Below are 13,019 nucleotides of genomic sequence, written 5' to 3'. Positions count from 1 at the left end.
GGCTAGCCCTTCGTCGCGTCAATAATGGATGCCGCGAGCCGACGGCCCACACGAATGGCGCCGTCAACGTGCTGGTAGCCTTCCGCCGCGAGGTCGCTGGAGCCAAACTGAATCGGCCCAACCGGCTCAAGCTGCAGCGCGCCATAGCGAGTGAGTCCGCCGAGGTCGAAGCTTGCGCCGTACGCGCCCCGCGTCCACTCTTCGGAGGCCCAGTCACTTTCGTAATAGACGTCCGGCGCGAGCGCTTCCGGGCCGTAGTAAGTTGCGAGTGATTCGAGAATGCGGGATCGCCGCTCCTCGGGGTTCAGCGCGAGCATTTCGTCAGCACTCTCGTCAGACACGAAGCCCACAAGGGTGCCGCGCTCCTCGCCGTGATTGGTGTTGTCGTAAGCCTCGTGAACGATTTGGTACGGGCTAAAGGCCGTGCCCGAGAGGCCAGCGGCACGCCAGAACGGGGTCGCGTAGGTGGCGTGCACTTTGATCACGAGGCCAAGCGAGGAGTGCTGCTGCATCTGCTGGCGCATGCGCGGCAGGGCAGGAACGTAGTCGATGCGGTCGTAGAGGTTCGGCGGCACGGCAACGATCACGTGCTGCGCGCGCACCGTAAGTTCGTCGCTCGTGACCGTAGCGCCGGCGGCATCCCACTCGATGTGGCGAACGGGCTGCGAGAGCCGCACCACGTCAGCGCCTAGAGCTTCCGCCATCAGCAACGGAACCTGCTGAAGCCCGCCGATCACGCGCTTATCGAGGATGAAGTCGGAGTCAACGAGATTACTGAAGCTGCCTGCGCTGGCCGCCATGAGCAACGCCTGCAACAGCGAGAACGAGTGCGCAGGTTTGGTGAGCATCGCCTCGGCAACGAACAGGGCAATGTTGTCGATCGCTTCGGCATCCGCACTCTGGCTTTCTAGCCACGCGCGGTACGAGATGCGGTCGAATTCCGTGGCCCGCGGATGCTCCCACGGAGCTTCAAGGTCAAGCTCAGCCACGAGGGCATCCAGCGTCGAGATGAGCCGTGTGATCTCGGCTTCGGTCGCAGCTCCCGCCGGAAAAATGTCGCCGGTAAAGCGGCGAGCCACACCATCGCGCGACACGTAAACGCTTTCGCCATCGCGGTAGCGCTCGTACGTCTCGAGGCCGAGCTCGGCGAGGGTTTCGATCAGAGCGGTTTGGTCAGGCGATACCCACTGGCCACCGATCTCAAACATTTGGCCGTCGATGGAGTTGGTCCAGAGGCGCCCGCCGATGCGGTCTCGAGCTTCGAGAACGATCACGCTCTTGCCTTCGCGAACGAGAGCTCGTGCTGCGGTGAGGCCGGTGGCCCCGGCTCCGACGATGATGACGTCGCGGTTGATGGTGTGCATGGTCTCCATTATTGACCACCTACTCAATAAGAGTCAACAACGGCTACACTTCGAGGATGGCAGCAGGCACAGCTCGACGACGAAACGCTACCGAGCGAGCATCCGAAATTCGTGACGCAGCGGCGACTATCGCCCTTACTCGTGGACTCGCGGCGATCTCGTTGCGCAATCTCGCCGCCCACTGCGGAGTCACCTCACCGCTCATCGCGCACTACGAGCCCAACATGGAGACCCTGGTTGCGACGACGTTCTCCGCGATTGCCGAGAAAGAGATCGGCGAAGTAGCCCGGCACGCCCACACTCCGACCGAACCGCTCGATCAGATCCGGGCTCTCATCGAAGCCATCGCGGACCCGGCGCGCGATAACGTCGGCGAAGTCTGGACCGACGCCTGGAGCCTCGGCCGCCGCAACGAGTCATTAGCCGAAGCCGCACGCCAGTCCATGGACTCGTGGCACGCGCTCGCCATCGGGATCATCCGCGCTGGTCAGGATGCCGGCCAGTTTGCCCCGGTCAACCCGGAGCGCGCAGCCCTCGTGCTCTTCGCCCTCGTGGATGCCACCTCGGCCTACCAACTTGTGAACTTCCGCAGCCGCGAAACGCGCGAAGCTCTCGTGCGGGAGACCTTAGACGACATGCTCGACGTGCAGCTCGCCCCGAAGAGCAGTTAGCGGCAGGGCGTTAGCGTGACGACCTCATAGACGCACTCGCGAACCCGCCGCGCGATCCCGTTGGCGTCGACGGGTCAGATGCCTGTCCTAGTGAGCCTGCTCGTCGAGAATCTTTGCGATCGCTCGCATCGCAGCGGGATCAACCGGGCCCAGCGTGCGAATGGCGAAGTTTCGCACCTCGCGCCGCCGCATGGTCCGCAATGGCGCCAGCTCAGACTCGACTTGCTCGGGAACCTTGCCGTCGTCGTGGAGCAGATAACCCTCGTCGACCCCGAATACCGCGGAGATAGCACGTAAAGCCTCATCGGGAATGACCTGCACCTTGCCGTGCTTGAGCAATGACCATCGTGTGCGCGAGAGATAGTAGCCCGTGCGCTGCTTGGCCAGATCGCGCACAGCAAAATACTCGAACGGGCCACCGAGGGGGCTCATAATCACGTCGAGCAGGAGATTGATCTTGCGGCCAATGGCCTCAGCTCGCCGGATCTCCGCAATACGTTCTAAGGGCAGCCCAAGGTCGGGTTCGCTCACAGGGTTAACTCCAGCTCCTCGTTAGGAAAACTCGCATCAATATCCGCTTGCAGAGCATTATCCCTCAAAAGGGGGGTGCCTCATAGATGTTTGACGCGTGTGCGTGTTCCTGGAACGGAGCAACAAGTAAGAAGAATGGTGGCAGACAGCAAAGCGCCCGGAACCGCGAGGGCGGTTCCGGGCGCTTTATGGAGCCGGTTTAGCTAGAGAGCCGATTCTCTCTTCGGGCGCCTCGCGACGAGCATCACGCCGAGCAGCAAGAGTAGACCTGCCGCTATTCCCCCGATAGTGAGGTTCTGCCCTGTGAAGGCCAATCCAGTCGATATCGGCGTTTCCGGCGGGACGCGATGCGTCGTGGTGCAATCCGCGTTCTCGTCAGGAGCAGCAACACAGGTTCCCTCATCCGTCGTCGGCACAACTACGTTCGTGAGCACACGGTCGCCTGCTCCGGTCACGGTGACTGAGTAGGTAACTCTGACAACGTCGCCCTTAGTCAGAGCGCCATCCCAGCTGAGGGTGTCGCCGAGGACGGCAACATTGCCAGCAGTAGCTGCCGCGTCACCGTTGTACGTTGCGTCATCCATAACTGCGCTGAGGTCGTCATCGAACGAAGCTAGAACATCTGCTTCACCCACATGGGCTACCTCGACTGTGTACTCGATGACACCGCCAATCGGGAGTGTCGATCCCGACACCGGGTCGCTCGTTTTGGAGACCGTGTAGCCGCCAATAGTGATGTTGGCTTCGTCACACGGCTGAACAAGCTCAGCCTGCGAAGAGTCCCCCGGCAGCGGTGCCGTGGCACATGCTTCGTTTCGAAGCGGGCTCGGCGTGCTATCGGTTATCTCGTACTCGTAAACATCCGACTCAACGGAGTCTCCAGCGTCGAGGCTCGCAATGTCCCAATCGACCCCAAGAAGCGGGTCGGTTACGGAGATGTCCGCCAGATCGCCCTGACCAGTGTTGGTCACAACAAACTTGTATTCTGCTGTCGCACCCGGGCGAAGCATCGGCCAGTCAGCGTCGTTGGTGTCCTCCGCATCATGCCAGAGACCATCAGTACCCATAACGTACTTCTTCAGATCGTACGCATACTGCTGAGACACCGCGGTCGGGGCCGAGGTGCGCATGACCAACTCGGTATGAGACGCCCTACCCTGAGCTCGGTTGACGAGAATGTCGCCGCCACTAACATCATCAGTCAGAATGACGATCTGGAACGAACGGGTTGCTCCGGGAAGGAGCTCTCCGCCGATAACACGCACAGCAGTGATGGATGTCTCGTCGCTCGGCTTAGTTGTTGTCCAACCAACCGTGTTGCCGCTCGCGTCTCCGGCCGCGCCATTGCTCGCGTGGCCCGGGTCGTCGCTGAGTGCTCCGGGAGTGGCCGTGCTGTAGTACACAGCGTCACCGCTGGCATTCACGTCTGTAACCGCATAGGTACCGGTGATGCTGGTACCACGACTGTCGCCGTTGTACGGCAGAATATCGATCACATCAGTGAAGGTCTGCGCGGTCGGGTCTTCCGAGCGCAGCGTGATCGTCCATGAGCCCGAACCGACACCATCGCCGGCGACGTTCGGGATCAGAGCCTGGTCGGCAGACTTCCCAATAATCGTGCGGCCGCCGATCGCGATTGTGACAACAGCTGAAGCTTCAGCTGAGGTACGGCTCTGAACGGTCGCCGTGGCAGTATTCGTGAGGCGCTGCCCAGGTGTCGCACTGTCATTCGCTCTTGCCTGGTAGCTGATCGTGTGCTCAGCGTTAGTCGCAACGCCGTCAAGAACCCACGTGAGGACCTGGTGCCCGCTGTCGGTGGTGACTACTGGCTCTGGTGAACCGGAGCCAGCGACGTAAGTAAGACCAGCGGGAAGGTTGTCCACGATCGTGTAATCGTCGACAGTGGCAGGCGCCGAGGCGCCGTTTGCGGAATACGCGAGCGTGAACGTAGCTGGCGCCCCCGAAGCAAGCACTGTGGAATCGACACTCTTCTGAAGATCGGGTGTCACCCCAACGACGCGCAGAATGTCCCGGTAGCCGTTCGTGTGCGTGTAGCGAGCATCAGCAACAGGAGTAATCACTCCAGCGTTCGAGTCCGCCGGGTACCAGCCCTCTCCACCGATGAAGTAGTTGCTGAATTGCCACACATCCATACCGATGGGGGTGTCAGCGTGGATTGACTGACCGACGAACATCTGCGTCGTGAGGTTGTTCTTCACCGAGCCATACGGCATCAACGCATTCACGGCCTGAACAGTCGACTTATCAGTCGGCTCTGTCAAGACCCATGAGCCGCCAGACAGCTGGCCGCAGTTACTGATCGCACCAGGGTCGTAGCTCGCGCTACTTGGATCAAGCGCTGCCTGCGTGCTCCCGACGTACCATCTGAAGACGTTGCCAGTGGGAACAGTTCCGCTGGGAGCGCTCTGGATCGAGACATTCCGGTAATCGGCGTATTTGCTGTCGATGATCGTGCAGAGTCCGACATTCTGAGCATCCGATAGAGCGTAGTCCTGCAGAGCCTGATCGAAGTAAGTGGACGAGCGCACATCTGTGCCCCGAGCAACCCGATAGGTGTCATCGAACGGGCTTCCTCCGGCTCCGGTGGCGTACCGGTTCCACGATGAGATCCAGAGACCGCGGTTCAGCCACGCCTTCGAGGTCACGTTGTTGTCCTCGTCGTCGACCGAAGTTTCTCCATTGGTGGAGGTGTAGGTCGGGGTATCCGCTGTGATCGCGACGCTGCCATTTGCCGAAGAGTCGACATTCACAGTGAACTTGCCACTGGCAACAGCGATGCGATCAACGGGAAGGGACTTACCACCAGACGTCTCAGTAGGAACCTGAGCAAGCGAATAGTCGATATCTGTGAGGGTCATCCGGACGTGGCTTGCATCGATCGGTGTGATCGCACAGGTAGCCGTCGGCGCGGTGCGCTCCGGAGCCGATCCGGGCCCTGAGTTCGGATGCCCGGACCCGACCACGTCATCAAACGCAGAGCAGGCATAGACGTTGGTGAGAGTCCCCACCGTAGGCACAACCGTGAGCACATAGCTCGCGGTCGCTGGCCCCACATCGCCGCCATCGCCCCAGTTGAGCGTCCACTCAAATTGCATGATTCGGTTGTCACCGCTTCGAGTCTGGATGCCCGAAGGGCCGGTCAAAGTGAGGTCCATCATGAACGGGGTAACGACTTCGTGCGTAAGTTGCGGTGCCGTTACGCCATCGACGGAAGCGTCAAAGGTGACCTCACCCCGAGTCTCCACTTGGATGGGAACTTGCACCGCTAGCGCGGTGCCCTGAGCCTGCGTACCAAGGTTGCACAGCAGCGTGAACCCATCAGCAGAAATGCTCGAGAGGGGGCTGACCCCTGTGACCTCGCAAATATCCGGAATCTCGGTGAACTTGCCGTTCGCCGTTGTGAACGTCGCCGTGAAATTATCGACGTCGGCGTTCCCGGGAGCAGCCTGATCATCGTTGACATTGATTCGCACCTCGGCCGTAACAACCTCGCCCACCCGCGAGGAAGCCGGCGTGCCCGCGGCCCATGCTGTCGTTATTTCCGACACCGACGCGGCCATCGCTGAAACGGGGATCAGGGCGCTTGTCGCGATAGCGGCAATCACGGCGACTGACAGCGCTGCTGTGCGTTGTCGCTTCGTTCGGAACCTCTTCCCACGTCGAGATTTGGTCCCTCGGCTCGCGTGATCCACTTTTTCAAACATTTTCAGTTCCCCCTCGAAACCTTTTCGTGTCACTTTGTGCTGGTGGTGACACTTTGTGCTGGAAACCCAGCTTTCACACATGTTTCACACAAGGCTATCGGTCTCAGGGCGCACGATTATCCAGCAAGGTTGGGGTCGCAGCACATGAGAACAAACCTGATTGCGCATAAGCCCCGCGTAGCGCCTCGCTCCCCCTCCCCGAGAAGCGTGCCTACGAGCGACCTAGGTTCAAGGTTGCCTTACTTATTCCGGTAGCCGGGGTGAAGTAGCGGGTGAAATCCGCCCGCGCGTCGACGCAATCACGGCCGCGACTTGCGCGGTCACCAGCGCGCCAGGCAGCACCGAGCCGGCACCACAGCGACAAAGGGAATACGCGTCGCCCACGGAGGGCTACTGCGAGGTCACGCCAAAGTTAGCGGCAGGGCGTTAGGGTGACGACTCCATTACCGAGAACTCCGGTGCCTCCGAGCAAGACCCGGTTGGTGGTTTCGTAAGCCTTGAGGTCACTGACGACATCTTTTGGCACGCAGTTTCCGGGCACAACATAGAGCGGAGCAGAGTTGAAGCCGGCGAGGGCAGCGCCTGCCAGGGCATCCGCGAATCCGGTTCCGACGGCAAAGAATACCTGTGGCGCCTCGTCGAAACTCAAACTGTTGATCCTGCTCGACGTCGTGTACCGGTTCGTTCCGGCGTACCGCTCAACCGTGTCCAGACCACGCTGTGCGCGAAGCGACTGCTCCATACGAGTCGAAACAACGCCAGTCCCGCCCGCAATTACCGCCGAGGTGACTCCGAGTTTCTTGATGAGAGCGGCAGTTGCGGCATCGATTCCGCTGCCGGTTCCGTTGATGAGGAACACAGGGCTGCTGGTATTTCCCGCGGCAGCGCTTGCACTCAGGGCATCGGGGAAGTTGGCACCGGTCGCGAAGAAAGCCTTCTCGACTGGGTCAGTGAAGGCTCGCTCAATAACGATTCGTGAAGTTTCGTAGCGGTTAGAGCCCCCATCACGACGGATGCGCGGAGCCAGCCCCGCAAGCTGTGCGTAAATGCCGTTTGACAGAACACTCGTTCCGCCAACAACGACAATGAGGTCAGGACGCAGGCGCTGAATCTCTGCGCGAACATAGCTCGGCACTCCGGTGGGAGGCGTGAGAAGAAGCGGCCCACCCTGCTTCGCTGCCGCAGGGGCTGCGCTCAGAGCGTCCGGGTAGTTCGTGCCTGTTGCGACGTAGACGACGCTAACCCCAGGGTCATATTCCCGGGAAATAGCCACAGCGGTCGCGTAGCGGTTCGAGCCAGACAAGCGATCGACGCCGACGGCAGTTACTGGTGCCGGAGCGGGAGCGGCAACGCTTGCCCCGTACTTGCCAAAGTTCTCAACGGCCCAAGTGCTTCCGCCTGAGGTGATGAAGGCGATGCCCATCTCGGTGTAGTCACCCATGATGTTCGTTCGGTGACTAGGAGAGTTCATCCACGCCTCGTGCACGGCTTCAGGGGATGACCACCCTCGCGCAACATTTTCTGCTGCGCGGGTCCAGCCGCTCGGAATCTGGCTCGAGTAACTCGGGTTGTGCGTCATCGCGCCGTTGGCGGCCATCTGGTTCGCCCACGCAAGAGAAACGGAACTCATCGCGGAGTTGAGCTTGAGCGGCCCACGACCCTCCGCGGCTCTCGCCTGGTTCACGAGCGCGAGAATCGTGCTCTCACCTGCGGCAACTGCTGGCGACGGCGCCGAAAGCGCCAAGCCAGTAGCCAGCACTCCCAGAATCGTCAGCATGCCAAACGCGCGGACGACTGTGCGCCGCGCTCGAAACCCCCCGGTTTTCCCCACGAAGTGAACGCTACGCGACACGTTAGCGACCGTATAGTCCCCTCTTCCGGGGGCGATCGGGGGACAAATACTGCATTGTGACCCCCAAAATGAGGCCGTTGCCCCTCATTTCGGGGTCACTTTGGTGCGGGCCGGGCGCGCTGTAAACAGAAACAGAAAAGCCCCGCATTCACTCGGAATGCGGGGCTTTTCTTTGGCGGTACCGGTGGGATTTGAACCCACGGTGCGCTTTCACACACACAACTTTTCGAGAGTTGCACCTTCGGCCGCTCGGACACGGTACCGGGAGAGAGTTTAGTACAGATCTCGGGGTGGTGCGTTCACTGGTTGTTGCGCATCCAGTTGAGGGCGTGCACGAGCAGAGCGAACCCGATACAGATCGCTCCGACCTGCGACATCGCTGGCGAAGCCGCCTGCAATCCTTGAATCCAATCGAACCCGGTTAGTACGGGCCCGTTGGAGCGGTAGTAGACCGCGTAGGTCCACACTTGGACACCCGCACCGACCGCCACACCGATAACGCCGACCAGCCAGAGCACGTAGATCCAGGGGTTGCGCGCGAGGCTCTTGCGCGTCGGCGCCGGGGCAATCTCGGCGAGCGCACCCGCGTCATCCACATAGTGCGATTGCGGCGCCAGCTGCTCGTCGCCGAACGGTGCGGGGTTTCCTTCGGGGGCGACCGCAGTGGTGCTTCGGCTGGATGTCGGGCTAGCGGTCGGCTGTCCAGCCTGAGCTTCCTGGGCAGCCTGAGCTGTCGACGGCGGTTGGCTCGGCGTCCGAGAGTACTGGGATTCGGCGGCGTCGCCTCGAAGGGCGTCTACCGTTCGCGATGCTCGAACAGCGTCTGATTGCCCAGCTTGTGGGCCATTCGGATACCCGCGTTGAAACGCCGGGTCGAATCGAGGGTCAATTTTCTTGCCATCTGCTGCCACGATGCTCCCTTGGTCGTATTTCCATCGTAGGTACTCGTAACGAAGAATGCTCGCACTTTCGACGTAAAATCAGCACCCCACGATGCCCAGGCGTCCCTGCAGTTCGCTTTCCGCATACCCCCAGGGGTATGCTTGGCGAATGACTACCAGCACTACAGACCGTACTCGCCGCATCCTCGTTATTGGTGGAGTCGCCGCCGGAATGTCCTTCGCCACACGCATGCGACGCCGCGATGAGCACGCCGAAATTATCATCTTCGAGCGCAGCGGTCACGTCTCCTTCGCCAACTGCGGCCTTGCCTATTACCTCGGCGGGGTCATCACCGAACGCGACGAACTGCTCCTCCAAACCCCGGCCAGCCTCGGCAGCCGCTTCGGCCTCGACGTTCGCGTCAACCACAACGTCACCGCTATCAGCCCCAGTGGGCGCACCATCACCGTGCACAACAGCGTCGACGACACCACAAGCACCGAACGTTTCGACGAACTCGTCATTGCTACCGGCGCGAGCGCCACGCTTCCGGCGATCCCCAGCAGTGAGCGGATGCTCGTGCTCCGCAACATCGAAGACGTTGACGCCCTCCACTCTTCTCTCGGCGATCTCGACCCCGCGACCGCGAACGTCGTCGTCTTGGGCGCCGGCTACATCGGCGTCGAGATGGCGGAGAACCTCGCCAAGCGCGGCCTCAAAGTCACCCTCGTGCAGCGCCCGGCCCACGTACTCGGCACTCTTGATTCCGAAATGGTCACCCCCGTCGAAGCGCACCTGCGCGAGAACGGCGTCGACCTGCGGCTCGGCACCGAAGCTGTTGCGGTGCATGACTCCACCGTCCAACTCAGTGACGGCTCTAGCGTTGCGGCGAACGTCGTCGTTGCGGCCGTTGGGGTGCGACCCGACAATGGGCTCGCAGTTCACGCGGGTCTCGCTGTGGGCGCCGCTGGTGGCATCCGGGTCACTGCTGGTTACCAGACCAGCGAACCCCACGTCTATGCGGTGGGCGATGTCGCCGAGAAACTCGGCGCGATCAGTGGCGAGCACGAACTCGTAGCGCTTGCTGGTCCCGCCAACCGCGACGGTCGCTATCTCGCCGACACGCTTGCGGGCGACGAGGCGAGCTCGAGGCCGGCTCTCGGCACCGCCATCGTTGGTGTCTTCGACCTCACTGTGGCAAGCCTCGGTTCTACCGAGCGAGCGCTTCGGGCTGCCGGGCACAACATCCGTGTCATCCACACGCACCCCGTTTCGCACGCCGGCTACTACCCCGGCGCCGAATCTCTTTCGCTCAAGTTGATCGTTGACGCCGATACCGATCTCATCCTCGGAGCCCAGGCGGTTGGCCGGGATGGTGTTGATAAGCGGATGGATGTTCTCGCTACCGCTGTGAGCGCTGGCCTCACCGCAAGCGCCCTTGCCGACCTTGAGCTCGCCTATGCTCCGCAATACGGGTCAGCCAAAGACCCCATCAACCACCTCGGTTATGTTGCCAAAAACTTGCGTGACGGCTTGAGCGCCTCAATTCAGTGGCACGAAATCGACGCGGAACTCGCCGCAGGAACCCTGCTGGTGGATGTTCGCACCGCCGCCGAATTTGGGCGGGGCGCCATCCCCCACGCCGTCAACATTCCCCTCGACGACCTCCGCGGTCGCCTGAGCGAAATCGGCGACCGCCGCGTGATCGTGCACTGCCAAGTCGGCCAGCGCGGCCACACCGCTGTGCGCATCCTCGCCCAGCACGGCTACGACGCCGTGAACCTCGACGGCGGCTACCGCACGTGGTCTGCGGCAACTGCCTAACCCGACGCACGCTGCTCACCCTCATCCCTCTCGCACAACCGCAAGGAACACACTATGAACACCGTTGACACCACAACCCTCTCCGAGCTGGCCAATCCCGTGATCATCGACGTGCGCGAACCCGTCGAATACGTGTCGGGGCATGCGCCAACCGCTGCGAGCATTCCGCTCGGAGAGCTCGTTGCCCGCGTCGAAGAAATCGACCGCGATGACACCGTGTATGTCATCTGCGAAAGCGGCGGACGCAGCGCTCAAGCGGTCGAATGGCTGAGCACCCAAGGCTTCGACGCGGTCAATGTCGACGGCGGAACGTCCGCTTGGCGAAACGCAGGTCTGCCAGTGAAGAAGGAGAACTAGCCATGAACGACATCGCCACCCGCGACGCGGACGACGCGACTGCTGCTGCTGCTGAGACTGCGACTGCGACTGCGACTGCGCCAACCGGGCACGACCCCGAAGCCATGCGCAAGGTCATGAATCGCCTTAAGCGTGCCGAAGGACAGCTCCGCGCACTCACCGAATCCATCGGACCCGATTCGAACTGCAAAGACGTCGTTACCCAACTAGCAGCGGTGAGCAAAGCGCTCGACCGTGCCGGCTTCATGATCATCGCCAATGCCTTGCAATCGTGCGCTGTCGATGACGCGGATGGCCAAGGCAGCCACGATGGAATGTCGTCAGAAGACATCGAGAAACTGTTTCTCACTCTCGCCTAACATTCAGCAGGGTGCACGCCGCTCCCCCAGACCACCGTGCACGCCAAACAGTGTCGGTCGTGCCACCTAGGGTGGAATCATGGCCCGAGCTGTAAGTAATTTTCGCTGCACTGAGTGCGGCTGGACCTCCATCAAATGGGTAGGCCGCTGTGGCGAGTGCCAGCAGTGGGGCACCGTAACCGACGCGGGCGCCGCCACCGGCATCACCAAACGCGTCGCCACCGTTGCGGTATCCGACGCCAGCGGCGCGCGATCGATCACCGAAATCGGCGCTGAGTCTGTAGCGCACTGGCCAAGCGGCATCAACGAATTCGACCGAGTGCTTGGCGGCGGCGTTGTTCCCGGGGCTGCCATTCTGTTGAGCGGCGAGCCCGGCGTCGGCAAGTCAACGCTGCTCCTTGAAGTTGCTTCGCGGGCGGCAGCATCCGGGCAGCGCGTGCTCTATGTCACCGCCGAAGAATCGGTAAGCCAAGTGCGCCTGCGCGCTGAGCGCACTAATGCCCTGCACCCTTCGCTCTTTCTCGCCGCCGAAACCGATCTCGGCACCATCCTCGGCCAGATCGACCACGTCAAACCGCAACTCGTGATCGTCGACTCCGTGCAGACCGTTGCGTCCGCGGCCACCGAGGGCATTGCCGGTGGTCCATCGCAAGTGCGCGAAGTAGCCTCCACCCTGATCAGGGTGAGCAAAGACCGCAACCTGCCCGTGCTGCTCGTCGGTCACGTCACCAAAGACGGCAACATCGCCGGTCCCCGACTCCTCGAGCATCTCGTGGATGTCGTGCTCCAATTCGAAGGCGACCGCCAGACGGCGCTGCGCTTCGTTCGCGCCCACAAGAACCGCTTCGGCTCCACAGAAGAGGTCGGTTGCTTCGAGATGACGGGCGAGGGCATCGCCGAAGTGGCTGACCCCAGCGGCCTCTTCCTTTCGCACGCTCGCCAGCCCGTCAGCGGCACCTGCGTCACCATCGCCCTAGAGGGCAGACGTGCGCTCCCCGTTGAAGTACAAGCACTCATCGTGAAGTCACAAGCACCCCAACCGCGTCGCGTCGTCAACGGCGTCGATGCCTCCCGTGTCGCAATGCTTCTTGCGGTACTCGAGCGGCGAGCGGGAATTCCCCTCTCCGGATTCGACGTCTACGTCTCGACTGTTGGCGGCATCCGCGTCACCGAACCCGGTGCCGACCTTGCGATAGCTCTTGCCATTGCGAGCGCGTACAAAGATAAGGCTTACGCGCCGGGCATGGCCGCGGTTGGCGAAATCAGTTTGGCCGGGGAGATTCGCCCGGCTTCCTCCGCTAAACAACGTCGGGCAGAAGCCACGAGGCTCGGCTTCAGCACCATCATCGATGCAGACGCCGCCCATGTGCGCGAAGCACTCCGCTTGGCGTTCGCCGGCGCTAGCGAAGAACGGGTGCAGATCCCCGAGTTCTAATGGCGCAGCAGGAACCTTG

10 protein-coding genes and 1 tRNA gene are annotated in these 13,019 nt (G+C 61.7%); 5 read left to right on the top strand and 6 right to left on the bottom strand.

The genetic code is table 11. From position 1 onward, the window contains the following. Positions 1-2: 2 nt before the first annotated feature. Positions 3-1,364, bottom strand: coding sequence for an NAD(P)/FAD-dependent oxidoreductase (locus tag FFT87_RS04460; RefSeq protein ID WP_219950698.1), 1,362 nt, complete (start codon positions 1,362-1,364; stop codon positions 3-5). A 56-nt stretch (positions 1,365-1,420) separates the two neighbouring features. On the opposite strand from FFT87_RS04460, the gene FFT87_RS04455 reads away from it, so the two are divergent. Beyond that, positions 1,421-2,035, top strand: coding sequence for a TetR/AcrR family transcriptional regulator (locus FFT87_RS04455; protein WP_219950149.1), 615 nt, complete (start codon positions 1,421-1,423; stop codon positions 2,033-2,035). 87 nt (positions 2,036-2,122) lie between these two features. On the opposite strand, the gene FFT87_RS14525 is transcribed toward FFT87_RS04455, so the two are convergent. The 5 genes from FFT87_RS14525 to FFT87_RS04430 all read right to left on the bottom strand — a co-directional run bounded on the left by FFT87_RS14525 (position 2,123) and on the right by FFT87_RS04430 (position 9,054). Then, a complete protein-coding gene (locus FFT87_RS14525; protein WP_255560055.1) occupies positions 2,123-2,566 on the bottom strand; it encodes a hypothetical protein in 444 nt (147 codons plus the stop codon). 203 nt (positions 2,567-2,769) lie between these two features. Beyond that, on the bottom strand, positions 2,770-6,192 hold the full coding sequence (locus tag FFT87_RS04445; protein ID WP_219950148.1) for an isopeptide-forming domain-containing fimbrial protein: 3,423 nt from the start codon (positions 6,190-6,192) through the stop codon (positions 2,770-2,772). 511 nt (positions 6,193-6,703) lie between these two features. Next, positions 6,704-8,068, bottom strand: coding sequence for a cell wall-binding repeat-containing protein (locus FFT87_RS04440; RefSeq protein ID WP_219950147.1), 1,365 nt, complete (start codon positions 8,066-8,068; stop codon positions 6,704-6,706). A gap of 248 nt (positions 8,069-8,316) precedes the next feature. Next, a tRNA-Ser gene (locus FFT87_RS04435) sits at positions 8,317-8,406 on the bottom strand. 36 nt (positions 8,407-8,442) lie between these two features. After that, entirely contained in the window at positions 8,443-9,054 is a 612-nt protein-coding gene (locus FFT87_RS04430) for a hypothetical protein (protein WP_219950146.1), read from the bottom strand. A gap of 139 nt (positions 9,055-9,193) precedes the next feature. Between FFT87_RS04430 and FFT87_RS04425 the strand changes: the two genes are divergently transcribed. From FFT87_RS04425 to radA, 4 genes are all read left to right on the top strand, one after another. Continuing rightward, complete coding sequence (locus FFT87_RS04425) at positions 9,194-10,849, top strand: FAD-dependent oxidoreductase (RefSeq protein ID WP_219950145.1); 1,656 nt, start codon at positions 9,194-9,196, stop codon at positions 10,847-10,849. A 54-nt stretch (positions 10,850-10,903) separates the two neighbouring features. After that, positions 10,904-11,206: a rhodanese-like domain-containing protein gene (locus FFT87_RS04420; protein WP_219950144.1), complete on the top strand. Its 303-nt coding sequence runs from the start codon at positions 10,904-10,906 to the stop codon at positions 11,204-11,206. A gap of 2 nt (positions 11,207-11,208) precedes the next feature. Next, positions 11,209-11,565 (top strand): metal-sensitive transcriptional regulator, encoded by a 357-nt coding sequence (locus FFT87_RS04415; RefSeq protein ID WP_219950143.1) that lies wholly within the window; start codon positions 11,209-11,211, stop codon positions 11,563-11,565. Between the two features lie 79 nt (positions 11,566-11,644). Beyond that, positions 11,645-13,000, top strand: a complete 1,356-nt coding sequence (gene radA / locus FFT87_RS04410) for a DNA repair protein RadA (protein ID WP_219950142.1) — start codon at positions 11,645-11,647, stop codon at positions 12,998-13,000. The last annotated feature ends 19 nt before the right edge of the window (positions 13,001-13,019 follow it).

Origin of the sequence: Salinibacterium sp. M195 (assembly GCF_019443965.1) — a bacterium.
Classification (GTDB): domain Bacteria; phylum Actinomycetota; class Actinomycetes; order Actinomycetales; family Microbacteriaceae; genus Rhodoglobus.
Note: the sequence above shows the minus strand (reverse complement) of the source record. Positions and strands in the feature narration are given on the sequence as shown.

Bases quoted from the DNA above. Each gene is read 5' to 3' on its own strand.
- FFT87_RS04460 (WP_219950698.1), bottom strand. From the start codon at position 1,364: ATGCACACCATCAACCGCGACGTCATCATCGTCGGAGCCGGGGCCACC.
- FFT87_RS04455 (WP_219950149.1), top strand. From the start codon at position 1,421: ATGGCAGCAGGCACAGCTCGACGACGAAACGCTACCGAGCGAGCATCC.
- FFT87_RS04440 (WP_219950147.1), bottom strand. From the start codon at position 8,068: ATGCTGACGATTCTGGGAGTGCTGGCTACTGGCTTGGCGCTTTCGGCG.
- FFT87_RS04425 (WP_219950145.1), top strand. From the start codon at position 9,194: ATGACTACCAGCACTACAGACCGTACTCGCCGCATCCTCGTTATTGGT.
- FFT87_RS04420 (WP_219950144.1), top strand. From the start codon at position 10,904: ATGAACACCGTTGACACCACAACCCTCTCCGAGCTGGCCAATCCCGTG.
- FFT87_RS04415 (WP_219950143.1), top strand. From the start codon at position 11,209: ATGAACGACATCGCCACCCGCGACGCGGACGACGCGACTGCTGCTGCT.
- radA (WP_219950142.1), top strand. From the start codon at position 11,645: ATGGCCCGAGCTGTAAGTAATTTTCGCTGCACTGAGTGCGGCTGGACC.